Raw genomic sequence first — 26,890 nt, forward strand, 5'->3', positions numbered from 1 at the left:
GTCAAGCCCGGGGATGCCGGACGCGGGGCGGCGGGGGGACGCGCCGGGGCAACCGGAGGCCCTGGGCCTGCGAGCGACGCGGCTGGCGCTAACCCGCAGATTAGGCGCCTCGGCGAACCGTAAGGCGAATGGAGCGATGAAGGGCCAACGTGCCTCCCCCTCCCCGCGGGGGAGAGGGTTGGGGTGAGGGGGGCCGTCCCGGGCGCAAAATGACCAGATGACCAGAATCGTCAATCTGGTCATTTTTGCCGCTCACCCGCGGTTCACCCGTTCCTCAGGCGCTCCTCGTAACGGATATGTCCGGGACCGGAGGCGCGCAGGCCGGGCTCCGGCTCCGACCCCGTGAGGCGCGCGTGCTCGACGATGGCGAAGCGGTCGGTCATGCCGGAGATGTAGTCGCAGACGATCCGGGCGAGCGCGATCTCGTCGCCCGCGATCTCCTCCACATCCTTGCGCCACTGTTTCGGCAGCAGGTCCGGCTGCTGCATGAACAGGGGGAAGAGCTCGCGCACGATTTCCGTTACCTTGCGGCGGGTCTCGATCACCTCGGGCGCGCGGTACATGCGGTGGAACAGGAATTCCCGTATCACCTTGAGATCGCCCCAGATTCCGCCCGAGAAGCGGGCCATCATCACCCCTGCCCCGCGCACGTCCGTCACGCTGGCGGGATCCAGCTGCGCGAGGTTCGCGCGGGTCACATTGATGACGTCCTCGACGAGGATGCCGAAGAAGCGGCGCAGCGCCTCGTGGCGGCGGCGATAGTAGTTCAGTCCGGGATAGCGGCGGTCGACCTCTGCGAAACAGTCGTGCACGATCGGCAGTTCCGCCAGTTCGTCGGTGGAGAACAGTTCGGCCCGCAACCCGTCGTGCAGATCGTGGTTGTTGTAGGCGATGTCGTCGGACAGTGCCGCGACCTGCGCCTCGGCACTGGCGTGGGTGTGCAGTTCGAGGTCGTGAAGCGCGTTGTAGCGGGCCAGCGCGAAGGGAATGTCGCCGGTCACGGGACCGTTGTGCTTGGCGATGCCTTCAAGGCAGTCCCAGGTCAGGTTCAGCCCGTCCCATTCCGCGTAGGTGCGTTCAAGATCCGTAACGATCGCAATGGCCTGCGCGTTGTGGTCGAAGCCGCCATAGGGTGCCATCAGTTCCGACAGCGCGTCCTCTCCGGTGTGGCCGAAGGGCGGGTGGCCGAGGTCATGGGCCAGGGCGACGGCCTCGGTCAGTTCCGGGTTCAGCTTCAGCGCGCCGGCGATGGTGCGGGCGACCTGCGCCACCTCGATCGAATGGGTCAGGCGGGTGCGAAAATAGTCGCCCTCGTGTTCGATGAACACCTGCGTCTTGTGCTTCAGCCTGCGGAAGGCCGAGGCATGGATGATCCGGTCCCGGTCCCGCTGGTAGCAGGAGCGGAAGGTGCTTTCCTCTTCCGGGTAGAGCCGCCCGCGCGACTGGTCCGGATGCGAGGCATAGGGCGCGAGCATGGCGCCTCCTCAGTTCTGGTGCCTTAACGTGTCCCCAAGGCCCCGGCGTTGATCGCCGGTGATCCTTGTCCGATGGTCATGACCTGCATATATTGCGTTGTGATGACAGGCAAACCGCTGTTTGCCCTGCAAAGAGGCCCAAGCAATGCAGATCCCTCCGAAAGTGACCGACCGCGCCTTTGACCGCCTTGCCGAGATCGGCGCAGGTGCCCAGGGTCAGGCCCTGCGGGTTGCCGTCGAGGGCGGCGGCTGTTCGGGCTTTCAGTACGACATCCGGCTGGACGAAGCCGCCGACGGTGATCTGGTGCTGGAAGGGCATGGGGAGCGTGTCGTGGTGGACGACGTGTCCCTCCCCTTCCTGGCTGGTGCGGTGATCGACTTTGCCGACGAACTGATCGGTGCGCGGTTCGTGATCGAAAATCCGAACGCCACCAGCTCCTGCGGGTGCGGGACGTCGTTTTCCATCTGATTTTGCGGGTTATTCCGCCGGCGGCATGACCGGGCGCGCCGGCGTACGACGGCGCTGTGGCACGAACTGCTGGTAGACCAGATAGCAGCCGGAGGCGACGACGATGGCCGCGCCGAGATAGATGTTGGAGCCCGGCACCTCCCCGAAGAAAACCGCGCCGATGATGACCATCCAGACGAACTGCAGGTTCATCAGGGGCGTGGCCGTGTAGGCGGGCAGCAGGCGCAGGGCCACGACAAGCAGCCAGCGTGCCCCGAAGAGCAGCGCGGCATAGGCGACCGCGAGGCCGAGGTCGCCGAGCGGCATCGGCTTGAACACGAAGGGCAGCGCGGCGGCCATGACGATCATGTTGAGGAGGTTCGGGTAGAAGACCAGTGCCAGGGCGTTGGTTTCGAACCGCCCCACATAGCGCGCCATGACCATGGAGAGCGTCCCGAAGAAACAGGCCGACAGGGCCACCGCATGGCCGAGCGTGACGGCAGAGACCCCACTGGGAAACAGGCAGGTGACGCCGACGAAGCCCGCACCAAGCGCCAGCCAGGCGCGCAGCGGCACCCGTTCGCGAAGGATCGGGCCCGACAGCAGCCCGGCCATGATCGGCATCAGGCCGATGAAGACGAAGACTTCGGCAAAGGGCAGAAGGCGGAAGGCGTAGAAGAACGACACCCCTGCGATGACCGTCGCCACCGCGCGCACGGCCATGGCCACGGGTTGCGTGGTGGACAGGCCGCCGGGTGCGGGTTTCACGCGGTTCGCGACAAAGCAGAAGAAAGCCACCAGCCCGCCCGAAATCGCGTAGAGCTGCGGCGCGGCGTATCCGCCCGAAAGCATCTTGGTGATCCCGTCGGCGGAGGAGATCAGCGCCGTGTACACAAGCACCAGCGCCGCCCCGGTAAGGGCGGCGACGGGGGCGGCTTTGGCGGTGAGGCTGCTCATGCGCTGATCGCTCCGGGTAACGAGGCGCGCAGGCCGGTGCGGGCGAACCCGGCGAAGAAGTCCTCGAAGCAGTCGCAGGCGTCTTCGGCGGCCAGCAGGATCCCGGCGCTTTCGGCCGAGACGTTTTCGCAGACGTAGTCGCGCATCAGCTGCCAGTCGGAGGAGCGTCGGGCGCTGAGGCCGTGCATGACCTCGGACAGTTCGCGCAGCGGTGCGGCGGTCTTCGGGTCGGAATGGAAGCTGACGGGGCCGGAACGGGGGGCGATTGCGAAGGGTTTGCCCCCTGCCGCGCTCAACGCCCAGTTGCAAACAAGGTACTCGTGATAGTCGTCTTGGCGCACGGCGTCGTCTCCCTCGGCGACGGCGAAACGGGCCGTCACATCCGCGATTGCGCGGTCCCAGGCCGGGGGCGGCGTGACACCGCAGTAGCGCATGGCCACAAGTACTTCCGCAAGGAGATCCCAATTGCAATCCAAAAATGCCAGCGTTCCCGCGAATTTGAGGCTGCGCAGCACGTCTTCAGAGAGGCCCGGATCGCGACGTCCATATTCCGAAAGGTAAAAAACGATATGGGTGAGTTCGTAGGCGGCTTTCTTGTTCGGGACCGCGAAAGTGGCGGACCGCGCGGCGAAGGCATGCAACCTGTCGTTGATCGGCGTCACATCGATGCCGGGATTGACGCCAATGCGCGTCATGAGTCGGACGGCCTCTCCGCGCTGGAGGTCGGAAAGCTCTGCCCCGATCAGGTCCTGATCGGCGACCCACTGGGCCAGGCGCTGCCCCTTGCCACCGGTCAGACCGAGCGATTCCAGGTCCAGACAGATCGACAGGAAGAAGCGGTAGTATTGCGGAAAGAACTCCAGCCGGTCCTCGATCGTGGCGTAGAGACCGGCGTAGGCGTCCAGCGCCCCTGCCCCGACGTCCTGGCCGGTGCATTCGAGGATGTTCAGGATTTCGGCGTTTTCCTTCAGCCAGAAAACGTCGCCTTCGTCGCGGCGGTGTGTGGCGAAGGTATCCAGCAGGGCCGCGTAGGTCGCGGCCCGCTGTTCGCTGCGGGAGGGGAAGGTGAGGCGGATGACATTGGACATGATAACTCTCCTTTGATCACCGGGGCCTGACCTGCCCCGTCCCGTCAGTGGTCAGGCTCAGCTGCCCGAAGCGAAGGACTGGACCGCGTCGCCGGCCGCTGCTTCGGATTTCACCGGGGCGGAGCCGGATGCGAAAGCTTCGACCGCGTCACCCGAGGTGATGGCGGAGGCCGTCGGAGCGGAACCGGAGGCGAAGGCTTCAACCGCGTCGCCGGTAGCGGTTTCGGAGGTCACCGGAGCGGAGCCCGACGCGAAAGCTTCGACAGCGTCGCCCGTCGAAATGGCGGAGGCGGTCGGTGCGGAGCCCGATGCGAAGGCTTCAACCGCGTCTCCGCTGCCCATTTTGGAAGCAACCGGAGCCGATCCGGAGGCAAACATGCCGGTCACGTCGCCCAGGTCGGTGCGCGAGGCGGTCGGCGCGGAGCCGCTGGCGAACATCTCGACCGCGTCGCCGGACTTGACATCGGATTTTGCAACCGGAGCGGAGCCGCTGGCGAAAAGCGAAACAGCGTCGCCGGTCAGGGCGCGGGTGGCGGTCGCCGGAGCGGAACCGGAGGCGAACATTTCCACCGCGTCGCCGGTCATCGTGGCGGATGCGGAGGGTGCGGAGCCGGACGCGAACATCGACAGGCCCTCACCGTCCAGGATGGAGGAAGTCGTCGCTTTAACAGTTGCTTGCGCGGCGAAGTTCTTACGAATTGCAGTCATTGTCTTGGTTCCCCTGTTGGATGGCTTATGCACATCAGGATTGCCCGCTAACCGCTAGTTACAAAGCACTTTTTCAACCTATACGTGTATCCGGATTTGTGGCACGCGAGGCGATTCGGGATAAATCTTTGAAAGGATTGAAACGCAGCGTTTCGAAATTTTTGGTTAACCCAGACACGATTCAGTCCCCCACTGGCCGATACCGCCATTCTACGGCGTCCGGCCCGCTCGAATCACCTGTCTTGCATGAGTCAACTTGCAGCAACGCAAGGGGCAAAGTGACGCGATTGAGCATATTTCAGACGCGCCTCAGCGTCGCTTGCCCTGCCCTGCGGGATGTCCGATGATCGCGAAAACAGGAGGATCCGGCCCATGCGCGTCGCCACGTTCAACATCAACGGCATCAAGGCGCGGGCGGAGGCGCTGACCAGCTGGCTCGACGAGGCGTCACCGGATGTCGTCGTGCTGCAGGAGATCAAGTCGGTGGACGAAGGGTTTCCGCGCGACCTGTTCGAGGATCGCGGCTACACGGTCGAAACCCACGGGCAGAAAAGCTTCAACGGGGTGGCGATCCTGTCGAAGCTGCCGCTGGAAGACGTCACCCGCGGCCTTCCCGGCGACGACGCGGACGAACAGGCGCGCTGGATCGAGGGCACGGTGATCGGCGATCAGGGCGCGGTGCGGGTCTGCGGGCTGTACCTGCCGAACGGGAACCCCGCGCCGGGGCCGAAGTACGACTACAAGCTGGGCTGGATGGAGCGGATGCGTGCGCGGGCGGCGGAACTGCTGGCGATGGAGGAGCCTGCGCTGATGGCCGGGGACTACAACATCATCCCGCAGGCGGAGGATGCGGCAAAGCCGGATGCCTGGCGGGAGGATGCGCTGTTCCTGCTCTCCAGCCGGGATGCCTACCGGCGGATCCTGAACCTCGGGTTTACCGAGGCGTTCCGGACCCGGCACCCGGAGCCGGGGCACTATTCTTTCTGGGATTACCAGGCCGGCGCGTGGCAGCGGAACAACGGGATCCGGATCGACCATATCCTGATGACGCCGCAATGCGCGGACCTGATGACGGACACCGGGATCGAGAAGGAGGTCCGGGGGCGCGACAAGCCGTCGGATCACGTGCCGGTGTGGGTCGACCTCGACCTGTGACCCCCAGGCTTACTGCGTAAGCATCTCTCCGGCGGTCACGTCGTGATCGTAGAGCCAGGTGTAGCCCCGCGTCAGCACGCCGGGGGCGACGACGCCCAGAGTGCTTAGGGCCAGATGAGCCATGGGGGCGAACGGCGGGCGCAGGTGGTATTTCCAGGCGTTGCCGTTGGCCACGTTCACGGCGCGGGCGACGCGGGCGACGCGAGACGAATGGTAGCGGGCCAGCGCCTCGGGGATCGTCTGCGTTTCGGCCAGAGATGCAGCGAAGGTCCAGGCGTCCTCCAGCCCCATGTTGGCGCCCTGCCCGAGGAAGGGCAGCGTGGGATGGGCGGCGTCTCCGATCAGGGCGACGTTTTCGGCGTGCCAGCGCGCGGCGACCGGGTGGCGGAACAGGCCCCAGAGATGGACCTGTCCGACGCGCGCCAGCAGGTCACGGACGGGCGGCCCCATGGCGGCGAAGGCGCGGCGCAGGTTTTCGGGATCGTCCCGGTGCGACCAGCTTTCCGGGGACCAGGCAGCGCGTTCCTCAACCGCCACGATATTGCGCAGAGTGCCGCCGCGCAGGGGATAGGTGACGAGGTGGCGGCCGGGGCCCATGTGGACATGCACCTCCTCCGGCGCGCCGGCGTCCGGGATTGTGGCGCGCCAGGCGACCTGCCCGGTGAAGGTGGTGCGGTTGCCAGGGTTGAGGGCGGCGGCCAACGTGGAATGCACACCGTCGGCGGCAAGGATGAGATCGGCCGAGACGGTATCACCCTGCTCCGTGACCACCTTTGGCACTGGTCCGGGATGGATCGACGCAACCCGCCGGTTGGTCAACAGGGTCGCCCCGGCGGCGGTGGCGCCGTCAGCCAGAACCGAAATCAGGTCGGCGCGGTGAACCAGCAGAAAATCGTCGGGACGGGCCAGCGCGGAAAGGTCCAGCCGGGTCACCGGGCGCCCGGCGGCGTTGTGCAGGACGATGCGGCGCGCAACCGGGGCATTCGTTCGCAGGGCAGCGTCGAGGCCGAGGGCGCGCAACACGGCCATCCCGTTCGGGCTGACCTGAAGGCCCGCGCCAACCTCTGCGATCGAGGGCGCCTGTTCCAGCACGGTGACCCTGTGGCCGCGCAGCGCAAGGGCCCGTGCGGCGGCGAGGCCGGAGATGCCTGCGCCCGAAATCAGGATGGTCAGCGGAGGAACCGGCATTCAGGGACTTTCAAGCAAAACGCCGGGGACGGGCCCCGGCGCTTTCGATGCGGTCTGGTCCGGGCGATCAGTCGTCCCGGTGGACCTTTTCGCGGCGCTCGTGGCGCTCCTGCGCCTCAAGGCTCATCGTGGCGATCGGGCGGGCGTCGAGCCGCTTGAGGGAGATCGGTTCGCCGGTCACTTCGCAATAGCCGTATTCGCCTTCGTCGATGCGGCGCAGCGCGGAGTCGATCTTGGCGACAAGCTTGCGCTGGCGGTCGCGGGTGCGCAGTTCCAGCGCCCTGTCGGTTTCCTCGGAGGCGCGGTCGGCGACGTCGGGGATGTTGCGGGTGTTTTCCTGAAGACCTTCGACGGTGTCGCGGCTGTCAAGAAGCAGGTCGTCCTTCCATGCCAGCAGCTTGCGTCTGAAGTATTCGGTCTGACGCTCGTTCATGAAGGGTTCGTCCTCGGCGGGACGGTAGTCTTCTGGCAGAAATGTTTCTGCTTTCATTGTTTGCTCCCTAACAATGCCGTGCCAAACCAAAATTTCGCAGCGAGGTTTGTCCACGGGGCCCCTACGGGCGTGCTGTTACCCCGTTTGCAGGGGGTTGTCACTACACATTTCCATATGTTGCGCTGCACTGCGGCCCGGATTGCACGGGTTTGCGGAAACTATTATCGTCCTGCGGAAACGTTACCAAAGAGGCTGTATTTCATGAAATTCGCAGGCACCGACAGCTATGTCGCCACCGAGGACCTGACCGTCGCGGTCAACGCCGCCGTCACGCTGGAGCGGCCCCTGCTGGTCAAGGGCGAACCCGGCACCGGCAAGACGGAGCTGGCGAAGCAGGTGGCCGACAGTCTTGGCCTGAAGATGATCGAGTGGAACATCAAGTCCACCACCAAGGCGCAGCAGGGGCTTTACGAATACGATGCGGTCAGCCGTCTGCGCGACAGCCAGCTTGGCGAGGCCAAGGTGCATGACGTTTCGAACTACATCAAGAAGGGCAAGCTGTGGCAGGCCTTCGAGGCGGACGAGAAGGTCGTGCTGCTGATCGACGAGGTCGATAAGGCGGATATCGAGTTTCCGAATGACCTTTTGCAGGAGCTCGACAAGATGGAGTTCCATGTCTACGAAACCGGCGAGACGATCCGCGCGAAGCATCGCCCGGTGGTCATCATCACCTCCAACAACGAGAAGGAGCTGCCGGACGCCTTCCTGCGCCGCTGCTTCTTCCACTACATCCGCTTCCCGGACATGGAGACGATGAAGAAGATCGTCGCCGTGCATCACCCGAATATCAAGGGAGAGCTGCTGACATCTGCCCTGACGCAGTTCTTCGAGGTGCGGGAGACGAGCGGATTGAAGAAGAAGCCCTCCACCTCCGAGGTGCTGGACTGGCTGAAGCTGCTTTTAGCGGAGGATCTGGAGCCGGGCGATCTGAAGCGGGACGGGGCGAATGCGCTGCCCAAGCTGCACGGGGCGCTGCTGAAGAACGAACAGGACGTGCATCTGTTCGAACGGCTGGCGTTCCTGGCGCGGGGGCAGAGGTAGCGTGCGCGCGCCGGGCTGAAGCCCGGCCCCCGCAGGGCGCTGCCTCAGCCACCATCTTCCACGTCATCCCCGGACTTGATCCGGGGATCTCCGGTTCACAGCCCGCGGGAAATGGCATGAGGTCCTCGGGTCAAGCCTGAGGATGACGATAGACATGACAATTCTTGCGCTTCGCTTGCGCACCGCGCCCAATCCTTCCGTCAAACCTTAACGGAACCTTTCCAAAACACCCGAAACCGCAAGGATCGGCGATTCTTTGCTTTGAACATTGTCCCCCGACAGGCATAGTTCCCTCAGGCCGGTCAACGAACCGGCCCGGATCCCGGATCAACCGGGACCTAACGATAAGACCCGACGGGGGACACATCCCGCGGGACGAGTTGGAGCAGTTTCATGGCGGGACAGGCCTCGGCCGCGTCCCTGCACATCCGGCCGATCGAGCGGGCGGACCGTTCCGAATGGGGACGGTTGTGGCAGGGATATCTGGAATTCTACAAGACCACTCTCCCGAAGGAGATGTACGACCTTGCCTTCGACCGGATGCTGTCCGGCGAGACGGGCGAGTTCGCGGGCTTTCTGGCGCTGGTCGGCGACCGGCCGGTCGGGCTGGTGCATTACCTGTTCCACCGGCACGGCTGGCGGGCAGAGCCGGTGTGCTACCTGCAGGACCTTTATGCCGATCCCGAAGTGCGGGGCATGGGGGTTGGCGCGGCGCTGATCACGGCGGTCTATGCGGCGGCGGACGAAGCCGGTGCGCCTTCGGTCTACTGGATGACGCAGGAGGACAACGCGACCGCGCGCAAACTTTACGACCGGATCGCCGCCAAGACGGATTTCATCAAGTACCAGAGGCCGCTGTGAGGGTGCGCAACGCGCTCCGCCTCGCCCCGCTGGCGCTGGCGGTGTCGGCCTGCATCGGCCCCGTGGACGCCCCTCATTCGCGCCTGCCGGTGTCGGACGAGACGCCGACGCGGATGGCGCAGCCCCCGGCCCCGGCACTGCCGCCGATGAAGGTCTTCGCCGCCCCCCTGCCCGCCGCGCCGACCCGGTCGAACGTGGATATGGCGCGGGATTTCCTCGACCTGTCGTTTCAGCTGGAATCCGGGCGCGACCTGCCCGTCTTCACCCGTTTCGAGGGGCCGATCCGCATTGCGGTGACCGGAGACCCGGCGCCCGGCATGCTGGACGACCTGCGGGCGCTGGTGAAACGGCTGCGGAGCGAGGCCGGGATCGACATCGACTTCGGCACGGGGCCGAACCAGGTCACCGTGAACGCGGTACCGAGCAAGTCGATCCGGGAGTACCTGCCGCAGGCGGCGTGCTTTGTCGTGCCCGGCATCACCAGCCTGAACCAGTATCATCATGCGCGCGCCGCCGGAGAGACCGACTGGGCGCAGCTTCGGGTCCGTGAACGCATCGCCATCTTCGTGCCGAACGACGTCAGCCCGCAGGAAAATCGCGACTGCCTGCACGAGGAACTGGCGCAGTCGCTCGGGCCGCTGAACGACCTGTACCGGCTCCCTGACAGCACCTTCAACGACGACAACATGAATTCGGTGCTGACCGGCTTCGACATGCTGATGCTGCGGGCGACCTATGCGCCGGAACTGCGGTCGGGCATGGGGCGGGAACAGGTGGCGCGGGCCCTGCCCGGCCTGATGGCGCGCCTGAACCCGCGCGGCTCCGGCATGGGCGGCAGTGCAGTCGCGGTGACCCCGGCGGCCTGGGTCGAGGCGGTGCAGAGCGCGCTTGGACCGAAGGGCAGCCTGCGGGCGCGGACCTCGTCGGCCATGGAGGCGCTGCATATCGCACGGCAGGAGGGCTGGCAGGATCACCGGCTGGCCTACAGTCATTTCGTCGTGGCCCGGCTGATCCAGCCCTATGACCGGGAGGCTGCCTATGCGCATCTGACGGTCGCATGGCGGATCTACAACGCGCGTCCGGAAACCGCGCCTCATGCAGCGCAGGTCGCCGCGCAGCTGGCCGCACATGCGCTGCATGCCGGGAACGGAGAGATGGCGCTGCGGCTGCTTCAGGGACAGGACAGGGTGGCGCAGCGCAGTGAGAACGCGGCGCTGCTGGCCTCGATCCAGATGCTGCAGGCGGAGGCGCTGGAGCTGACCGGGCAGACACAGGCGGCCGGAACCGTCCGGCTGGACAGCCTGGGCTGGGCACGCTACGGGTTTGGCCCGGACTGGGCCGTGCGTGCGAAGCTGAACGAGATCTCCGCGCTGCGCCCGGCCCGTATCCAGGGCTGAGCCGCGCGGAGGGACCCAGATGATCGTGATAACAGCCGCCCTCGCAGGTGCGCTTTTCGGAGCCTGGCGCGCCAGATCCCGCAAGGGGCGCCTGGCCGACGTGCTTCAATACGCTGCCGTACATGCCCTGGCGTTTGCCCTGGCGGGTCTGTTCGTGGCCCTGTTCATCGAGCGCGTCCTGCTCTGACCACGCGCGGCCCCGCGCGGGGTTGACGCAGGGGAAGGCAAAGGCGAGAGTCGTGGGCATTCAATGAAACCGACTCAACGCCGACCCCGGTCAAACTTGGGAATTAGATCATGTATTTCAAATCCATCGCCGCTGCGGCGCTGTCTGCCATCCTGTTCGCCGCCCCTGCCCTTGCCGTCCCGCTGGATCCGACTGACATGCGGGGGCTGCGGTCCTTCGGCGGTACGCCGCTGCTTCTCAGCTTCTCGGCCGTCAAGGGCGGGACCGAGGATCGCACCATCGCGCATTTCGACCTGTCCGGTTTTGCCGGGCCCGTGGTCAGTGCCGTCCTTCACCTCAGCATGCAGAACCAGGACCCGACCCTGCCGAGCGTTCTGGACATCTACAACTTTGCCGGGGACGGCACCGTGAGCATCGACGAATTCGACACCGGAACGTTCCATGCCTCGCTCACCGGGCTGGTCGGGTCCGTGGTCAATCCGGTGCTGGACATCACCGCGCTGTTCAACCTGGCGATTGCCAATGGGGACAGCTACCTCTCGTTCAACCTTCGCAACGAAGAGGACGAGGGGCGGTTCTTCCTGAGCGACGTGATCGACGGGGTCTATTCCACCGGGTCTTCTGCCGGACCGACCTACATCGACGTGACCGCGCCTGCCGTTCCGCTGCCTGCCGGCGCGGTTCTGGCCGTGACCGGGCTTGGGGCGCTGACGCTGCTTCGCCGCCGCCGCAGGGTCTGATCCGCCCACTGGCAACGCCGACCCCGGCAGGCTAAGGTCGTGTGCGACAAAGCTTGCTCCGGGGGAGGCCGCCATGTTCATTCCGTTCTTCGAAACCCTGCGCGCCCATGCCGTGCCGGTGTCACTGCGCGAATACCTGTCCTTCCTCGAGGCGATGCGCGCGGACCTCATCACCTATGATCCCGAGGGGTTCTATTACCTCGCCCGCGCCGCGATGGTGAAAGACGAGCGGAACCTCGACAAGTTCGACGTGGCCTTCGCCAAGACTTTCGAGGGGCTGGACGCGATCTCTTTCGAACAGATGCTCGAAAAGGTCGACCTGCCCGCGGACTGGCTGCGCTCGATGGCGGAAAAGCACCTGAGTGAGGAGGAGAAGGCGGAGATCGAGGCGCTTGGCGGATTCGACAAGCTGATGGAGACGCTGAAGAAGCGGCTCGAGGAGCAGAAGGGCCGGCATCAGGGCGGGAACAAGTGGATCGGCACGCAGGGGACATCCCCTTTCGGGGCGGACGGTTACAACCCCGAGGGCGTGCGCATCGGTCAGGAGAAATCCCGGCATCAGCGCGCTGTGAAGGTCTGGGACAAGCGGGAGTTCCGCAACTTCGACGACACGGTCGAACTGGGCACGCGCAACATCAAGGTGGCGCTGAAGCGGCTGCGCAAGTGGGCGCGGACCGGGGCGCATGACGAATTGGACCTCGACGGCACGATCCGGGCGACGGCGGAACACGGCTATCTGGACGTGAAGGTCCGGCCGGAGCGGCGGAACGCGGTGAAGGTGCTGCTGTTCCTCGACGTGGGCGGATCGATGGATCCGCATATCAAGGTGGTGGAGGAGCTGTTTTCGGCCGCGAAGTCCGAGTTCAAGCATCTGGAATACTTCTACTTCCACAACTGCCTGTACGAGGGCGTATGGAAGGACAACCGCCGCCGCTGGACCGAACAGACCCCGACCTGGGAAGTGCTGCGGACCTACGGGCCGGACTACAAGGCGATCTTCGTCGGGGATGCGTCGATGTCGCCCTACGAGGTCGCCTATCCCGGCGGGGCCAACGAACACTGGAACGAGGAATCCGGGCAGGCCTGGCTGGAACGGTGCCGGAACCAGTGGTCCTCCAACCTCTGGATCAATCCGGTGCCCGAGAAGTACTGGAGCTATACGCAGTCCATCAAGCTGATCCGCGACATCTTCGAGGACCGGATGGTGCCCATGACCCTTGCCGGGCTGGAGAAGGGCATGAAGGAACTGACCCGCTGACGGCGGCTCGGTCCATGGCATCGGCGGGTCGGAACTTTCCCGCCGCCGCCCGCGCGGGGGACGCGGATGCCGCTGGCAAAAACCGCGGCGCAAGATAGGATCCGGGAAGCCCCGCCAGTCCGGCGGACATGATGCGAGCCCCGCGATGCTGCGACCCCTGCTGTCCTTCTGTGCCCTGCCTGTCCTTTCCGTCATGACCGCCCTGCCCGCTCAGCCGCAGGATGGTCCCGCCTTCGATTGTGCCAAGGCCGACGGCCGGATCGAGGAGATGATCTGCGCCGACAGCGCGCTCGCCGCGCTCGACCGGCTGGTGACGCAGCGCTACGAGGGGGCGGTTTCCATGATGAAGGCGATCGATGCCGGATCGGACACCGCGGTGAACGACCTGCGCGCGCTGCAGCGAGGCTGGATCGAGGGGCGCAACGATTGCTGGAAGGCCACTGATCCGCGCGCCTGTACCGAGGCCGCCTATCTTCGACGCGAAGGCGAACTGGTGGCCGGTTACATGCTGACCAAGCCCGCCTCCCGGACGCGCTGGCAGTGCGACGGGGCTGCTGCTGACGAGATTGTGACCGATTTCTTCTCCACCACGCAGCCCAGTCTGCGGCTGGAGCGGGGCGACCGGGTCGCGACGGCATCGCTCACCTCCAGCGCGTCGGGGGCGCGGTACGACGGGGCGTTCGGCGAATTCCTCTGGATCAAGGGCGACGAGGCCACCTACCGAAGCCCGGACCCCGAGGGTCAGGAGACGACCTGCACCGTTGCCGGGTAGGCGCGTCCTGTCCGCGCCGGAACCGGCGCGCGCGCGCCCCGGCCGCGCGGCGACCCGCGCGCGTTCTCTGGCGGGGGATTGAAATTCCGGACCCGAGCACTCCCTTCAGCGGGACCTCAAAAACAGGAGACGACGATGATCAAGAAACACGGTTCTGCCATCTGGAACGGCACGATCAAGGGCGGCTCGGGCAAGGTCTCGACCGAATCCGGCGTTCTCGACAATGCGCCTTATGGCTTCAAGCAGCGGTTCGAGGGCGAGAAAGGGACCAACCCGGAAGAGCTTGCCGGGGCGGCCCACGCGGCCTGCTTCTCCATGGCGCTGTCGCTGCAGCTGGAACAGGCCGGCATGGAGGCCGAGGAGATTTCGACCAAGGCGACGGTGTCGCTGGACAAGGTCGAGGGCGGGTTCGAGATTTCCAAGGTGCATCTCGACCTGACCGCGAAGATCCCCGGCGCGGACGAGGCGAAGTTCCAGGAGGCCGCGGCCAACGCCAAGGCGGGCTGCCCGATCTCCAAGCTGTTCAAGGGGGCAGAGATCACGCTGGACGCAAAGCTGGCGTAACGCCGATCGGGGCGCGGGCGGCTTGCCGCGGCCCGCGCCCTGCCCCATATCGGGGACATGCTCCGGTTTACCCCGATCCTTCTGGCCATCCTCTATGGCATCCTCATGTGGCACTTCTCTGCCTGGCGGATGAAGAAGGAGCTCGACCGGTCCTCCACCGAACTGGCGGATGCGAAGATCGCGTCCCTGACCGCCCGCATGGCGCAGGCGCTTGACCTGCCCCGCATCCGGGTGCACGTGCACGAGATCGCGCCGGTCAACGGAATGGCGGTGCCGGATGGCCGGATTTTCCTGACGCGCGGGTTTCTCGACAAATACCACGGCAGCGAGGTGACGGCCGAAGAACTGGCCTCCGTCATCGCGCATGAGCTGGGCCATGTCGCGCTGAACCACACGCGGCGGCGGCTGATCGACTTTTCCGGCCAGAACGCGATGCGCACCGCGCTTGGCATGGTGCTGTCCCGCATCCTGCCTGGGATCGGCGGGTGGATCGCGGGCATGCTGACCTCCCTTCTGGCGGCGCGGCTGTCCCGGTCGGACGAATACGAAGCGGACGCCTATGCCGCCGCCCTGCTGACCAAGTCGGGCATCGGTGTCGCGCCGCAGATCAGCCTGTTCGAAAAGCTGGCCCGCCTGACGCAGAGCAACCACGGCGCCGCCCCCGCCTGGCTGCTGAGCCATCCGAAACCCGAAGAGCGCATCGCCGCCATTCGCCGCCTGTCGGACGGATGGGGAACGGCCTGAGCGCGGAGACCTTCATGAAATACTCCCTCCTCGACCTCGCCCCCATCCCCGAGGGGCACAGCGCCCGCGACGCCATCGCCAACTCCGTCTCTCTGGCGCAGTTCGCGGAGACGCAGGGCTACAACCGGCACTGGCTGGCCGAACATCACAACATGCCGGGGATCGCGTCCTCGGCCACCTCCGTTCTGATCGGGCATATCGCCGGGGCGACCTCGTGCATCCGGGTCGGGTCCGGGGGGGTCATGCTGCCGAACCATGCGCCGCTGGTGATCGCGGAACAGTTCGGCACGCTGGCAGAGATCTACGGCGACCGCATCGACCTTGGGCTGGGGCGTGCTCCGGGCACGGACATGGAAACCGCGCGGGCGCTGCGGCGGCACATGTCGATGCAGGACACCTTTCCGCAGGACGTGGTGGAGCTGCTTGGCTTTCTCGGCCCCGCCGATCCTGAGGTGCGGGTGCGGGCGGTGCCCGGCGTCGACACGGGGGTGCCGATCTGGATCCTCGGCTCCTCTCTCTACGGGGCGCAGCTGGCGGCGCATTTGGGGCTTCCCTACGCCTTCGCCTCGCATTTCGCGCCGGAGATGCTTGAGGAGGCCGGAGAGGTCTATCGCCGGACGTTCCGCCCGTCGGTCTACCTTGCGAAACCGCATTTCATGGTGGCGATGAACGTCTTCGCGGCAGAGACGGAAGAGGAAGCGCTGTTCGCCCAGTCCTCTGCCGTGCTCGGCTTCGCCAAGCTGCGTTCGGGCATGCCGGGACCGTTGCCGAAACCGGTGGAGCGGCTTGAGGACCATCTGGATCCGAGCTGGATCGCCGCCGCGCAGACGCGCTTCACCGTCAGCGCCATCGGGTCGGAGGAGATGGTGAAACGCCAGCTGGCCGACCTGCTTGAGCGGTACCAGCCGGACGAGGTCATCGTGAACGCGCAGATATGGGACCACGCGACCCGGCTGAAAAGCGTCGGCATCGCCGCGAAGGTGCTGCGAGAGCTTGGCGCGGAGGCTGCCTGACCCCTAGAGCGTGCCCTTGGTCGAGGGCACGGCATCGGCCTTCCGCGGATCGGTCTCCACCGCCTCGCGCAGGGCGCGGGCGACGGATTTGAACGCGGCCTCGGCGATATGGTGGGAGTTCAGCCCGTGCAGAAGGTCGACATGCAGGGTGATCCCGGCATGGGTCGACAGCGCCTGGAAGAATTCGCGTACCAGTTCGGTGTCGAAAGTGCCTATCTTGGGCGACGGCAGGTCAAGGTTCCAGATCAGGAACGGCCGCCCCGACAGGTCGAGCGCCGTGCGGACCAGTGCGTCATCCATCGGCAGCAGGCAAGAGCCGTAGCGCCGGATGCCCTTCTTGTCGCCAAGTGCCTTCGCGATGGCCTGACCGAGCGCGATGCCGCAGTCCTCGACCGTGTGGTGGTCGTCGATGTGCAAGTCGCCCTTACAGTGTATATCCATGTCGATCAGCGAGTGCCGGGCCAGCTGGTCGAGCATATGGTCGAAGAAGCCGATACCGGTCTTCATGTCGTAGAGGCCCGTGCCGTCGAGGCTCAGGCTGACGGTGATCTCGGTCTCGGCGGTCTTGCGTTTGATCGTGGCGCTGCGCATGTCGGGCTCCCGGCGGTGTTGGCGGGGTGTATAGGGGGGCGCGCGGTGTGGGGAAAGGGAAAGCAGGCCGGAGCGGGAAAATCGTTTCGGATGCGCGGCTTCCGTGCATCGGGGGGGTGGTGATCCCCGGACCTGATCTATCGGTCGTGTGGTCGGGACGCGCGCGAGGTGGCTGGGAGATCCTCGGATCAAGTCCGAGGATGACGGCTCTCTCGGCGGGTATTGGGGGCGGCGTTCCCCAGGCTCACACCAGCGCCGCCGCCTCCCGCGCCAACGCTTCGATCCCCGCCCAGTCACCGGCGACGACCTTGTCCTTCGGGGCCACCCAGGACCCGCCGACACAGGCGGTGTTGGGCAGCGCCAGATAGTCCGTGGCATTGCCGGGTGTCACCCCGCCGGTCGGGCAGAAGAGGATCTGCGGGATCGGAGAGGCAAGCGATTTCAGTGCCTTCGCCCCGCCCGCCGATTCCGCCGGGAAGAATTTCTGCACCCGGTAGCCGCGTTCCAGCAGGCGCATCGCCTCGGACGCCGTGGCCGCGCCGGGGAGCATGGGCAGGCCCATCTCCTCCGCCGCGTCGAGCAGGCGGTCGGTCGCGCCGGGGGAGACGCCGAAGGTCGCCCCGGCCTCAAGCGCCGCCTCGATGTCCTTGGGGGTGAGCAGCGTGCCCGCGCCGACGATGCCGCCCGCGACCAACGCCATCTCCCGGATCACGTCGAGCGCGGCGGGGGTGCGCAGCGTGACCTCGAGCACGGGCAGACCACCGGCAACCAGCGCGGTGGCCAGAGGGCGGGCGTGGGCGACCTCCTCCACCACCAGAACCGGGATGACCGGGGCGGTGCGGCAGAGTTTTTCGCTTGCGATACTCGCGGCTTCCGGGGTGATGCTCATGTGGGCCTCTCAGACGACGTTGGCGGCGCCCGACGTGGCGGGTCCGGCGTTCTGGCGGAAAATCTCGAAGAGTTCACGGCCGATGCCGTGGCTGTTCGCACTCAGGTCCGGGGTGACGGGCGCGCGGTCGAGGGCGCCTTCGGTCAGCACCTCGATCACGCCCGCCACCGCATCGACGCGGATCAGGTCGCCGTCGCGCAGGCGGGAGAGCGGTCCGCCCTCTGCTGCCTCGGGCGCGACATGGATCGCCGCCGGAACCTTGCCAGACGCGCCGGACATGCGCCCGTCGGTCAACAGCGCGACCTTGAGGCCACGGTCCTGGAGGACGGAGAGCGTCGGTGTCAGGGAATGCAGTTCGGGCATGCCATTGGCCTTGGGCCCCTGGAACCGGACGATTACCACGGTGTCGGAGGTGAATTCACCCGCCTTGAACGCCGCCTTCACCGCCTCCTGATCCTCGAACACCCGTGCGGGCGCTTCGATCACATGGCGTTCCGGCGCGACGGCGGACACCTTCATGATGCCCGAGCCGAGGTTGCCCGACAGACGTTTCAGCCCGCCCGTCGCCTGGAACGGGTCGGAGGCCGGGCGCACGATGCGGTCGTTTTCGGATTTCCGCGCGCCCTCGCCATACACCAGCCGTCCGTCGACCAGCTTCGGTTCACGGGCATACGCCGTAAGTCCGTTGCCCTGAATGGTGAGTGTGTCGTCGTGCAACAAGCCTTCGGAGAGCAGTTCACCGATCAGATAACCCAGGCCGCCTGCGGCGTGGAAGTGGTTCACATCGGCCAGGCCGTTCGGATAAACCTTTGCCATCAGGGGGGTGGCGGCTGAGATGTCGTCGAAATCCTCAAGTTCAAGCAACACGCCCGCCGCCCGCGCCATGGCGGGCATGTGCAGGACGAGGTTCGTCGACCCGCCCGTCGCCATCAGCCCGACGATGCCGTTCACAAAGGCCTTTTCGTCCAGCACTTTCCCGGCGGGGCGGTAGTCGTTGCCAAGAGCGGTGATCTCCATTGCCCGTTCGACGCCCGCCACGGTCAGCGCGTCGCGCAGGGGGGTGCCGGGGTTCACGAAGGAGGCGCCTGGCAGATGCAGGCCCATGAATTCCATCAGCATCTGATTGGAATTGGCGGTGCCGTAGAATGTGCAGGTGCCGGGCGAATGATAGGAGGCCATCTCGGCCTCCATCAGCTTGTCGCGTCCGATCTCTCCGGTGGCGAATTGCTGGCGCACCTTGGCCTTCTCGTCGTTTGGCAGGCCAGACGGCATGGGACCGGCAGGCAGGAAGACCGCCGGGATATGACCGAAGGTGGCGGCAGCGATGACGAGGCCGGGGACGATCTTGTCACATACACCGAGGTAAAGCGCTGCATCAAAACAGTTGTGGGAGAGCGCAACTCCGGCCGCCATCGCTATGACATCGCGGGAAAAAAGCGACAGCTCCATCCCCGGCTGGCCCTGCGTGACCCCGTCGCACATGGCCGGAACGCCGCCCGCCACCTGCGCCGTCGCGCCGCGCGCGCGGGCGGTGTCGCGGATCAGGGTCGGATAGGTCTCGAACGGCTGATGCGCGGAGAGCATGTCGTTGTAGGCCGTCACGATCCCGAGGTTCGCCGCCGTCCCTTTCGACAGCGCCTCCTGATCCTGCGGCACGCCGGCATAGGCATGGGCCTGGTTACCGCAGGTCAGATGGGCGCGCACCGGTCCGGCCTCGGCCGCGCGGTTCATCCGGTCGAGATAGCGGCCGCGGGTCTCGGCGGAGCGTGCGACGATCCGGTCGGTCACGGCGGCGATTGCGGGGTTCAGCGGCATGGCTTTCTCCTGTGGCGTGACGTCAGTCTATCAGCCCGCGTTAGCGGTAACAATCCGCGGAAAACGCTTACTTGGGGCCCCGCTGCGTGATCTTGTGCGGTGTTCCAGTGCGGTCATACGTGATCCATTCGCCCACGGGCTCGCCCCTGTCGAAGTGGCCCGAGCGCATCTTGCTGCCGTCCCTGCGGAACCATTCCCAGTATCCCGTCAGTTCGCCGTCTTCGGTCTGGCCCACGGCCTTGACCGATCCGTCCTTGTGAAGGTCCCTGCGAGGCTCTGGCATATCCCGAAGCTAGTCCTGCCCCCGGGGCAGTGCAAGGCCACCTCTTCCGGGGGGCGCGGGAACGGGGTAGACGGGGCCATGATCGATCTGCCGACTCTCCGCCTCAAGCCCAAGATGGACCCGCGCCGCCTGCGCCACGGCTACCCTTGGGTCTACGACAACGAACTGGTGCTGGACCGCCGCAGCAAGGCGATCGCGCCGGGCTCGCTGGCCGTTCTGGCCGACGCCGATCACACGCCGATCGCGCTGGTTGCCGCCAATCCCGGATCGCGCATCGCGGGCCGGGTGCTGGACGTGGCCGGGTTGACGGAGCTGACGGAGGACTGGTTCGCCGCCCGCCTGACCCGCGCGCTGGACCTGCGCGAGCGGCTGTATCCGGACCCGTTCTATCGGCTGGTCCATGCGGAGGCCGACGGATTTCCCGGTGTCGTCATCGACCGGTTCGGCGACACCTGTGTCGTGCAGCCCAATGCGGCCTGGGCGGAGGTGCATCTGGACCTGCTCGTCGCCGCCCTGCGCCGCGTCACGGGCGCAACGAACGTTCTGAAAAGTGCCGGAGGACGCGCACGCGGGCTGGAGGGGCTGGACGACGTTGATCTGGTACTGGCCGGTTCCGCGCCGGATGCGCCTGTCCCGGTGCCGATGAATGGGGCGGTCTACATGGCGGATCTGACCGGGGGACAGAAGACGGGTCTGTTCTTCGACCAGCGTCCGAACCACGCCTTCACCGCCGCGCTCGCCGGGGGACGGCGGGTGCTGGACGTCTTTTCTCACGTCGGAGGCTTTGCCCTGGCCGCGCTCGCAGCCGGAGCGGAGTCGGCGCTGGCCGTGGACGGATCGCAGCCGGCGCTGGACCTCGCGTCGGAGGGCGCCACGCGGTCGGGCGTGGCGGATCGGTTCTCCACCCGCAAGGGCGATGCCTTTGATGTGCTGACCACGCTCGGAGCCGAGGGCGAGACCTTCGGCGCCGTCATCTGCGACCCGCCCGCCTTTGCCCCATCCAAGCCGGCGCTCGACGCCGGTCTGCGGGCCTATGAGCGGATCGCCCGACTTGCCGCACCTCTGGTGGAACCGGGCGGCACGCTGACGCTCTGCTCCTGTTCCCATGCGGCGGATCTGGAGAAATTCCGCACCGCCTGCATCCGCGGGATCGGGCGCGGGCTGTACCAGACCGGTCGTTCCGCGCAACTGATCCACACCGGTTTCGCCGGGCCGGACCATCCGGTGCATCCGCAACTTGCCGAGACCGGCTATCTCAAGGCGCTGGTGTTCCGCCTGTGAAGCTGGTGCTGGACGCCTGCGTGCTTTACCCGACCGTGATGCGGGAGGTCCTGCTTGGTGCGGCCGCCGCAGGGTTCTACCAGCCGCTCTGGTCCGAGCGGATTCTCGAGGAATGGGCGCGCGCGGCCGCCCGCAACGAACCGCTGCACGAGGCGCAGGCGCGCGGCGAGATCGCCATGCTGTCGGCGCGCTGGCCCCGCGCCAGGGTCGCGGTGGCAGAGGCGCAGACCGCCCGGTTCTGGCTGCCCGATCCGGCGGATGTGCATGTTCTGGCCGCCGGGGTCCTTGGCCATGCGGACGGGATCGTGACCATGAACGCCAAGGACTTCCCGCGCCACATCCTCGCCGAAGAGGGGCTGACGCGAGCCGATCCGGACACCCTGCTGCTTGGCTTCTTCGAAGCGCGACCGGATGCGATGCGTGCGGCGGCGGAGACGGTGCTGGCCGAGGCGCGGCGTCTGTCGGATGGCGACTGGACCATGCGGGCGCTTATGAAGAAGGCCCGCCTGCCCCGGCTTGGCAAGGCGCTGGAACGTCCGGCCTCTTGACCTTCGCGGGGATAGCGGGCAGTCGGACGGGGCTTCACCGACCCGGATTTGTGCCATGCTGACCGTGCTGATCGACTATGAAAGCGGCAACCTGCATTCCGCCGAAAAGGCCTTTCAGCGCATGGCGCGGGAGGTCGGCGGCGGTGAGGTGCTGGTGTCTGACCGGGCCGAGGACGTGCGGCGCGCCGACCGGATCGTGCTGCCGGGTGACGGAGCCTTCCCGGCCTGCGCCAGAGCGTTGAAGGGGCGCGAAAACCTGTTCGACGCCCTGCGCGAGATGGTGGAGGAGAAGGCGCGTCCTTTCCTCGGCATCTGCGTCGGCATGCAGCTTATGGCGCGGATCGGGCATGAGTACGAGGACACCGAAGGGCTCGGCTGGATCGACGGTGAGGTGTCGCGGATCGAGGCGGCGGGCCTCAAGGTGCCGCATATGGGCTGGAACGATCTCGTGGTGGACCGCTCGCATCCGGTGCTTGACGGGATCGAGACGGGGCAGCACGCCTATTTCGTGCATTCCTATCACATGGCGGTTTCCGCGCCGGACCAGCTGCTTGCCCATGTGGACTACGGCGGGCCGGTCACGGCGATTGTCGGACGCGACACGATGGTCGGCATGCAGTTTCACCCGGAAAAGAGCCAGGCGACGGGGCTGCGGCTGATCGCGAACTTTCTGACATGGGCGCCGTGAGCGGCCCCATCCCCGGCCTCACAGACGTCATCCTCGGGCTGGACCCGAGGATCTCTGTGGCTTGAGGTCCTCGGACCAGGTCCGAGGATGACGGCGGCGCGGGGCCGGCGTTACTTGACCCGCTGCCAGGTCTGTTTCTTGCAGATCGGCCCGACGCAGCCCGAGACGCTCAGCGCGTTTCCGGACAGCGCCATCTTGGACTTGTAGACCTTGCCGCTGGAGGGCTGCCAGATCTTGCCGCCGGAATAGGATCCGCCCCCTCCCGGTGCCATGTCCCAGACGATCGGCTTGCCGATGTTGGGGCTCTTGTATTCGCTGTTGTCGCGGAAAGTCCGCGTGATCGTCCCGCAGAGGTTCGCCCCGCAGGGTTTGAAGGTGACATGGGCATAGGCCCCGTCGTCCACCTGCGTCTGCCAGACCCCCTCCACCGGATCGGCCACGGCCGTCCCGGCGCTCAAAACCAATGCAGCCATCGTCAGAATGAGCTTGTTCATTCTCTCTCCTCCTCTTCCTGATCCGGATGCTACGCCAGTTCCACCGCCCCGCAAGGGTGCGTTGCAATTCCCGTTGCGTCATGCAAGACCGCGCCCGATCCAGGAAAGGGAAGCCATGATCCTCTACCCCGCCATCGACCTCAAGGACGGCAAGGCCGTGCGCCTGTTCAAGGGTGACATGGACAAGGCGACCGTGTTCAACGACGACCCCGCCGCGCAGGCGATGGAGTTCGTGGCGGCGGGCTGCGAATGGCTGCACCTGGTCGATCTGAACGGGGCCTTCGCGGGCGAACCCGTCAACGCCGCGCCGGTCGAGTCGATCCTCGCGCGCACGAAGGTCCCCGCCCAGCTTGGCGGGGGGATCCGCGACATGGCAACCATTGCCATGTGGCTGGAGAAGGGGTTGGCGCGGGTGATCCTGGGCACCGTGGCGGTAGAGAACCCGGCGCTGGTGCGGGAGGCGGCAAGGGCTTTCCCCGGACAGGTCGCCGTCGGCATCGATGCGCGCGAGGGACGGGTCGCCACCAAGGGCTGGGCGACCGAAACCGACGTGATGGTGACCGACCTCGCCCGCAGCTTCGAGGACGCAGGGGTCGCCGCGATCATCTACACCGACATCAACCGCGACGGCGCGATGCAGGGCCCGAACGTGGCGGCCACAGCCGCGCTCGCCCGCGCGGTGACGATCCCGGTGATCGCCTCGGGCGGCGTGTCCTCGCTGGACGACCTGATCGCGCTCAGGGACTGCGGCGTGGCGCTGAACGGGGCGATTTCGGGCCGGGCGCTCTATGACGGGGCGCTGGACCTTGGCGCGGCGCTGGCGGCGCTTAAGGGCTGAACCGGAACGCAGACCAGAACGACAGGCACGGAGACACGCAATGCCCAGTGAAGTCATCGCCATCCTGATGATCCTGCTGCCGTTCGGCGCCCTTCTCCTGTCCGGCCGGGCCGTCAGCCGCCCCGCCTACTGGATCCTGCGTGTCGGCGGGCTCTACTTCGCCGTGACGATGGCGCTGACGGTCATCATCGACAATTTGTGCGGCGGCGACCTGCTGAAGGGGCTCACCCAGTGCCTCGGCGGAACCGAAGTCGTGTTCCGCCCGCTCGCCCCGCTGCTGCTGCTGTCGGTCGCGGCTCTGCTGATCGCCGGCCCCGTCCTGCTGGTGATTGCCGCCGTGCTCGAAGCGCTGGCCCGCAGGCGCGGAGCCTGAGCGCGACGGCTGTTGCCGATTGCGCGACCGTCCTGCCCGGCTTATGAGACCCACATGCTCAAGACCCGCATCATTCCCTGTCTCGATGTCGCCGACGGCCGCGTGGTCAAGGGCGTGAACTTCGTCGACCTGCGCGACGCGGGCGACCCGGTGGATGCCGCGCGGGCCTATGATGCGGCGGGGGCGGACGAGCTCTGCTTTCTCGACATCCACGCCACGCATGAAAACCGCGGTACCATGTTCGATGTCGTCACGCGGACGGCGGAACAGTGCTACATCCCGCTGACCGTGGGCGGCGGCGTGCGGACCACGAAGGACGTGCGGGACCTGCTGCTTGCCGGGGCGGACAAGGTGTCGTTCAACTCGGCCGCCGTGGCCAACCCGGATGTCATTGCCGAGGCCGCCGACCACTTCGGATCCCAGTGCATCGTCTGCGCCATCGACGCCAAGACCGTCAGCCCCGGCAAGTGGGAGATCTTTACCCATGGGGGCCGCAAACCCACGGGCATCGACGCGGTGGAGTTCGCGCGCACGGTGGCTGCGAAGGGCGCAGGGGAGATCCTGCTGACCTCCATGGATCGTGACGGGACGCGGTCGGGGTTCAACCTGCCGCTGACCCGCGCGATTTCGGACGCGGTGGAGGTTCCGGTCATCGCCTCCGGCGGCGTCGGCACGCTGGATCATCTGGTCGAGGGCGTGACAGAGGGCGGCGCCTCGGCCGTGCTGGCCGCGTCGATCTTCCACTTCGGCGAATTCACCATCCGCGAGGCCAAGGACCACATGGCCGCCGCCGGCATCCCGATGAGGCTGGAATGAATATTCTGGAACAACTCGCCGCCACCGTCGAGGCCCGGAAGTCCGCCGATCCCGAAAGCTCCTGGACCGCCAAGCTGCTGGCCAAGGGGCCCGAGAAATGCGCCGAGAAATTCGGCGAGGAAGCCGTCGAGGCAATCATTGAGGCCGTGAAGGGCGACCGCGCCGCCCTGACCTCCGAGGCCGCCGACGTGCTCTATCACCTGCTCGTCATGCTGGCCGCGCGGGATGTGCCCCTGTCAGACGTGCTGGCGGAACTGGAGCGGCGCGAGGGTACGTCGGGCATCGCCGAAAAGGCCGCACGCGGCGCCGACTGAGCTTCATCTTGCCGGCAAAATCCCGGGGAGCCGCCCGCAGGGCGGCGGGGCAGCACCCCTAGGCGCGACGTCAGAGCTTTGACGAAATCACCCCGGTGTTGAAACCACCCATGCGCAGTTCACCGAACAGTCGCTGGTATTCGATCTTCGGGCAGCGGTTCATCACCACGTCCACGCCCCGCGCCCGGGCGACCCTTGCCGCCTCCTCGTGCATCACGCCGATCTGCATCCAGATGGTGCGCAGATCCGGGAAGGCCTCGAGCGCTTCGTCCACGATCGGTGGAACGGCATCCGATCGGCGGAAGATATCGACCATGTCCACCGGTTCCATGATGTCGGACAGGGCCGCGCGGACGGTCTGTCCGAAGAGTTTTTCCCCCGCGTGACCCGGATTGACCGGAATAACGGTGAACCCCTTCAGGGAAAGGTAACGGGCGACGTAGTAACTTGGACGCACGGGATTCATCGACACGCCGACAACGGCGATGACGCTGGTGCGTGTCAGGATATCCCTGAGATGGCTGTCGGAGTAGGTTTCTTCCATGGCGCAAGACTATGACAAAGGCCCGGATCCGCAACAGGAATCACGGGCGGTCCAGCGACGAAAAAACGCCCGGGCGGGGGCCCGGGCGCAGTACGGAACGAGGGACAGTGAAAGGAAATACGAGAGTTCCGGTCTCGTACCTCAGGACTCCAGATAGGAAGCCACGCTCAGCGTAGGAAGAGGTTGTAATACGAATGTGAACGATCGGTTAAAGCCGCAAATCCATCCACAGGAAATTTGCGCCTCCCGCAGGCATGCTATCGCGGGCGTACCGCGTAGAGCGCGACGGCCGCGGCGTTGGAGACGTTCAGCGACCCGAAGGACCCGGCAAAATCGATGCGGACAAGCTGGTCGCAGGTCTCCTTGGTCTTGTCGCGCAGGCCCGGCCCCTCGGCGCCCAGCACCAGGGCAACCGGACGGTCCAGCCGGCCCTCGACGGCCTGCTCCAGCGTGACCTCCGCCTCTCCGTCCAGGCCGAGGAGGATGTAGCCCATGGCGCGAAGCTCCTCCATCGTGTCGGCAAGGTTCCTGACCCGAAGATAGGGCTGCCGCTCCAGCGCACCCGAAGCCGTCTTGGCCAGTGCCCCGGTTTCGGGTGCCGCGTGATGGCGCATGCCGATGACGGCCACGGCGCCGAACACCTCGGCCGAGCGCAGGATCGCGCCGACGTTGTGCGGATCGGTCACACGGTCCAGAAGCACCACCCGCGGCGGACGCACCCCGTCGCCAAGGCAGCGGTCCGCCACCGCGCCCCAGTCCAGCGGCTTCACCTCGAGCGCCGCGCCCTGGTGCACCGACTGCGGGTCGAGCGGGGCGGGAAACTTGCGCGGGTCGGCCAGTTCCGGTTCGATCCCGGCCTCCGCAATCGCGTCGGACAGCTTGTCGGCGGCGTTCTTCGTCACGATCAGGCGCAGGCGGTCGCGCGCCGGGTTCATCAGCGCATCGCGCACCGCATGAAGCCCGAAAAGCCAGACGGTCTCCTCGGCCGCGGCCTTGCGGCTGCGCTCCTTGTCCACGACCCACTTGGGTTTCTTCATGACACTCTCCGGCGCGGTGATGCCGCCTGCCCTACCACCCCCGCCCGCCGGAAGCGAGAGCGCGCGCGGATTTCCTGTTGACGCCTCCGGGGGGGCTTAGTAATGACCCCCTCACGATCCGCGCCGGGCTTCCCGGCGCCCGGTCGGGCGACGAGCTGCAAGGTGCGGCAGCGGACTGTAACTCCGCCGGGGAGACCCATGCCTGGTTCGATTCCAGGGTCGCCCACCATTCTCCATTCCCTTCCCCATTGCCTCCCCCCGCCCCTGCGCGCATCCTGACGCAAAGGGAG

General features: G+C 66.4%; 32 protein-coding genes and 1 tRNA gene. 20 read left to right on the forward strand and 13 right to left on the reverse strand.

Annotation, left to right across the window (positions count from 1 at the left end; genetic code table 11):
• Positions 1-263: 263 nt before the first annotated feature.
• Positions 264-1,475, reverse strand: a complete 1,212-nt coding sequence (locus tag IEV87_RS06585; RefSeq protein ID WP_188476856.1) for a deoxyguanosinetriphosphate triphosphohydrolase — start codon at positions 1,473-1,475, stop codon at positions 264-266.
• 145 nt (positions 1,476-1,620) lie between these two features.
• Between IEV87_RS06585 and IEV87_RS06590 the strand changes: the two genes are divergently transcribed.
• A complete protein-coding gene (locus tag IEV87_RS06590) occupies positions 1,621-1,944 on the forward strand; it encodes a HesB/IscA family protein (RefSeq protein ID WP_188476857.1) in 324 nt (107 codons plus the stop codon).
• 9 nt (positions 1,945-1,953) lie between these two features.
• Here the strand turns inward: IEV87_RS06590 and IEV87_RS06595 are convergent, their stop codons facing one another.
• From IEV87_RS06595 to IEV87_RS06605, 3 genes are read right to left on the reverse strand one after another with little or no spacing between them, the layout of a single operon-like run.
• Positions 1,954-2,880, reverse strand: a complete 927-nt coding sequence (locus IEV87_RS06595) for a DMT family transporter (RefSeq protein WP_188476858.1) — start codon at positions 2,878-2,880, stop codon at positions 1,954-1,956.
• Positions 2,877-3,968 carry a DUF6902 family protein gene (locus IEV87_RS06600; protein ID WP_188476859.1) on the reverse strand — a complete coding sequence of 364 codons (1,092 nt, stop codon included), beginning with the start codon at positions 3,966-3,968 and terminating at the stop codon, positions 2,877-2,879. Before IEV87_RS06600 ends, IEV87_RS06595 begins: the two co-directional genes overlap by 4 nt.
• A gap of 57 nt (positions 3,969-4,025) precedes the next feature.
• Positions 4,026-4,676 (reverse strand): DUF6749 family protein, encoded by a 651-nt coding sequence (locus tag IEV87_RS06605; protein ID WP_188476860.1) that lies wholly within the window; start codon positions 4,674-4,676, stop codon positions 4,026-4,028.
• Between the two features lie 372 nt (positions 4,677-5,048).
• On the opposite strand from IEV87_RS06605, the gene xth reads away from it, so the two are divergent.
• Positions 5,049-5,831, forward strand: coding sequence for an exodeoxyribonuclease III (gene xth, locus IEV87_RS06610; RefSeq protein ID WP_188476861.1), 783 nt, complete (start codon positions 5,049-5,051; stop codon positions 5,829-5,831).
• A gap of 9 nt (positions 5,832-5,840) precedes the next feature.
• On the opposite strand, the gene IEV87_RS06615 is transcribed toward xth, so the two are convergent.
• Positions 5,841-7,019, reverse strand: coding sequence for an FAD-dependent oxidoreductase (locus tag IEV87_RS06615; RefSeq protein ID WP_188476862.1), 1,179 nt, complete (start codon positions 7,017-7,019; stop codon positions 5,841-5,843).
• Between the two features lie 67 nt (positions 7,020-7,086).
• Entirely contained in the window at positions 7,087-7,509 is a 423-nt protein-coding gene (gene dksA, locus IEV87_RS06620) for an RNA polymerase-binding protein DksA (protein WP_188476863.1), read from the reverse strand.
• Positions 7,510-7,713: 204 nt separating this feature from the next.
• Between dksA and IEV87_RS06625 the strand changes: the two genes are divergently transcribed.
• From IEV87_RS06625 to IEV87_RS06670, 10 genes are all read left to right on the forward strand, one after another.
• The gene (locus IEV87_RS06625; RefSeq protein WP_188476864.1) at positions 7,714-8,553 is read left to right on the forward strand and encodes an AAA family ATPase; all 840 of its coding nucleotides are present in this window, start codon (positions 7,714-7,716) and stop codon (positions 8,551-8,553) included.
• Positions 8,554-8,946: 393 nt separating this feature from the next.
• Complete coding sequence (locus IEV87_RS06630) at positions 8,947-9,414, forward strand: GNAT family N-acetyltransferase (RefSeq protein ID WP_188476865.1); 468 nt, start codon at positions 8,947-8,949, stop codon at positions 9,412-9,414.
• On the forward strand, positions 9,411-10,811 hold the full coding sequence (locus IEV87_RS06635) for a DUF2927 domain-containing protein (RefSeq protein ID WP_188476866.1): 1,401 nt from the start codon (positions 9,411-9,413) through the stop codon (positions 10,809-10,811). The genes IEV87_RS06630 and IEV87_RS06635 overlap by 4 nt, the downstream gene beginning before the upstream one ends.
• Positions 10,812-10,830: 19 nt before the next feature.
• Positions 10,831-10,998, forward strand: coding sequence for a hypothetical protein (locus IEV87_RS06640; RefSeq protein WP_188476867.1), 168 nt, complete (start codon positions 10,831-10,833; stop codon positions 10,996-10,998).
• A gap of 110 nt (positions 10,999-11,108) precedes the next feature.
• Positions 11,109-11,738, forward strand: coding sequence for a VPLPA-CTERM sorting domain-containing protein (locus tag IEV87_RS06645; protein WP_188476868.1), 630 nt, complete (start codon positions 11,109-11,111; stop codon positions 11,736-11,738).
• Between the two features lie 73 nt (positions 11,739-11,811).
• Positions 11,812-12,996, forward strand: coding sequence for a vWA domain-containing protein (locus IEV87_RS06650; RefSeq protein WP_188476869.1), 1,185 nt, complete (start codon positions 11,812-11,814; stop codon positions 12,994-12,996).
• Between the two features lie 145 nt (positions 12,997-13,141).
• On the forward strand, positions 13,142-13,768 hold the full coding sequence (locus IEV87_RS06655; RefSeq protein ID WP_188476870.1) for an MliC family protein: 627 nt from the start codon (positions 13,142-13,144) through the stop codon (positions 13,766-13,768).
• 135 nt (positions 13,769-13,903) lie between these two features.
• Entirely contained in the window at positions 13,904-14,332 is a 429-nt protein-coding gene (locus tag IEV87_RS06660; protein ID WP_188476871.1) for an OsmC family protein, read from the forward strand.
• A 57-nt stretch (positions 14,333-14,389) separates the two neighbouring features.
• A complete protein-coding gene (locus IEV87_RS06665) occupies positions 14,390-15,076 on the forward strand; it encodes a M48 family metalloprotease (protein ID WP_188476872.1) in 687 nt (228 codons plus the stop codon).
• 14 nt (positions 15,077-15,090) lie between these two features.
• Positions 15,091-16,089: an LLM class flavin-dependent oxidoreductase gene (locus tag IEV87_RS06670; protein ID WP_188476873.1), complete on the forward strand. Its 999-nt coding sequence runs from the start codon at positions 15,091-15,093 to the stop codon at positions 16,087-16,089.
• A gap of 3 nt (positions 16,090-16,092) precedes the next feature.
• On the opposite strand, the gene hisB is transcribed toward IEV87_RS06670, so the two are convergent.
• The 4 genes from hisB to IEV87_RS06690 all read right to left on the reverse strand — a co-directional run bounded on the left by hisB (position 16,093) and on the right by IEV87_RS06690 (position 19,667).
• Positions 16,093-16,680, reverse strand: coding sequence for an imidazoleglycerol-phosphate dehydratase HisB (gene hisB, locus IEV87_RS06675; RefSeq protein ID WP_188476874.1), 588 nt, complete (start codon positions 16,678-16,680; stop codon positions 16,093-16,095).
• A 244-nt stretch (positions 16,681-16,924) separates the two neighbouring features.
• Positions 16,925-17,569, reverse strand: coding sequence for a bifunctional 4-hydroxy-2-oxoglutarate aldolase/2-dehydro-3-deoxy-phosphogluconate aldolase (gene eda / locus IEV87_RS06680; protein WP_188476875.1), 645 nt, complete (start codon positions 17,567-17,569; stop codon positions 16,925-16,927).
• Positions 17,570-17,578: 9 nt separating this feature from the next.
• The gene (gene edd / locus IEV87_RS06685) at positions 17,579-19,384 is read right to left on the reverse strand and encodes a phosphogluconate dehydratase (protein ID WP_188476876.1); all 1,806 of its coding nucleotides are present in this window, start codon (positions 19,382-19,384) and stop codon (positions 17,579-17,581) included.
• A gap of 67 nt (positions 19,385-19,451) precedes the next feature.
• On the reverse strand, positions 19,452-19,667 hold the full coding sequence (locus IEV87_RS06690; protein ID WP_188476877.1) for a toxin-antitoxin system YwqK family antitoxin: 216 nt from the start codon (positions 19,665-19,667) through the stop codon (positions 19,452-19,454).
• 78 nt (positions 19,668-19,745) lie between these two features.
• Here IEV87_RS06690 and IEV87_RS06695 point away from each other — a divergent pair, with 78 nt between their 5' ends.
• The 3 genes from IEV87_RS06695 to hisH are packed head-to-tail and all read left to right on the forward strand — an operon-like array spanning position 19,746 to position 22,184.
• Positions 19,746-20,948: an RSP_2647 family RNA methyltransferase gene (locus IEV87_RS06695; protein WP_188476878.1), complete on the forward strand. Its 1,203-nt coding sequence runs from the start codon at positions 19,746-19,748 to the stop codon at positions 20,946-20,948.
• Complete coding sequence (locus IEV87_RS06700; RefSeq protein WP_188476879.1) at positions 20,945-21,496, forward strand: RSP_2648 family PIN domain-containing protein; 552 nt, start codon at positions 20,945-20,947, stop codon at positions 21,494-21,496. The genes IEV87_RS06695 and IEV87_RS06700 overlap by 4 nt, the downstream gene beginning before the upstream one ends.
• 55 nt (positions 21,497-21,551) lie before the next feature.
• A complete protein-coding gene (gene hisH, locus IEV87_RS06705) occupies positions 21,552-22,184 on the forward strand; it encodes an imidazole glycerol phosphate synthase subunit HisH (protein WP_188476880.1) in 633 nt (210 codons plus the stop codon).
• Between the two features lie 110 nt (positions 22,185-22,294).
• On the opposite strand, the gene IEV87_RS06710 is transcribed toward hisH, so the two are convergent.
• Entirely contained in the window at positions 22,295-22,678 is a 384-nt protein-coding gene (locus tag IEV87_RS06710) for a DUF2147 domain-containing protein (protein ID WP_188476881.1), read from the reverse strand.
• 115 nt (positions 22,679-22,793) lie between these two features.
• On the opposite strand from IEV87_RS06710, the gene hisA reads away from it, so the two are divergent.
• Genes hisA through IEV87_RS06730 form a run of 4 tightly spaced genes read left to right on the forward strand, consistent with a single transcriptional unit; the run spans position 22,794 to position 25,019 of the window.
• A complete protein-coding gene (gene hisA, locus IEV87_RS06715; RefSeq protein WP_188476882.1) occupies positions 22,794-23,516 on the forward strand; it encodes a 1-(5-phosphoribosyl)-5-[(5-phosphoribosylamino)methylideneamino]imidazole-4-carboxamide isomerase in 723 nt (240 codons plus the stop codon).
• A gap of 40 nt (positions 23,517-23,556) precedes the next feature.
• Complete coding sequence (locus IEV87_RS06720; protein ID WP_188476883.1) at positions 23,557-23,889, forward strand: hypothetical protein; 333 nt, start codon at positions 23,557-23,559, stop codon at positions 23,887-23,889.
• Between the two features lie 54 nt (positions 23,890-23,943).
• Complete coding sequence (gene hisF, locus IEV87_RS06725; protein ID WP_188476884.1) at positions 23,944-24,705, forward strand: imidazole glycerol phosphate synthase subunit HisF; 762 nt, start codon at positions 23,944-23,946, stop codon at positions 24,703-24,705.
• Positions 24,702-25,019, forward strand: coding sequence for a phosphoribosyl-ATP diphosphatase (locus tag IEV87_RS06730; protein WP_188476885.1), 318 nt, complete (start codon positions 24,702-24,704; stop codon positions 25,017-25,019). Before hisF ends, IEV87_RS06730 begins: the two co-directional genes overlap by 4 nt.
• 70 nt (positions 25,020-25,089) lie before the next feature.
• Here the strand turns inward: IEV87_RS06730 and IEV87_RS06735 are convergent, their stop codons facing one another.
• Complete coding sequence (locus IEV87_RS06735) at positions 25,090-25,563, reverse strand: CoA-binding protein (RefSeq protein WP_188476886.1); 474 nt, start codon at positions 25,561-25,563, stop codon at positions 25,090-25,092.
• A gap of 257 nt (positions 25,564-25,820) precedes the next feature.
• A complete protein-coding gene (rlmB, locus tag IEV87_RS06740; RefSeq protein WP_188476887.1) occupies positions 25,821-26,600 on the reverse strand; it encodes a 23S rRNA (guanosine(2251)-2'-O)-methyltransferase RlmB in 780 nt (259 codons plus the stop codon).
• 145 nt (positions 26,601-26,745) lie between these two features.
• Here rlmB and IEV87_RS06745 point away from each other — a divergent pair.
• Positions 26,746-26,829, forward strand: a tRNA-Tyr gene (locus tag IEV87_RS06745).
• Positions 26,830-26,890: the final 61 nt, after the last annotated feature.

Origin of the sequence: Primorskyibacter flagellatus, assembly GCF_014638275.1 — a bacterium.
Taxonomy (GTDB): Bacteria; Pseudomonadota; Alphaproteobacteria; order Rhodobacterales; family Rhodobacteraceae; genus Pseudooceanicola; species Pseudooceanicola flagellatus_A.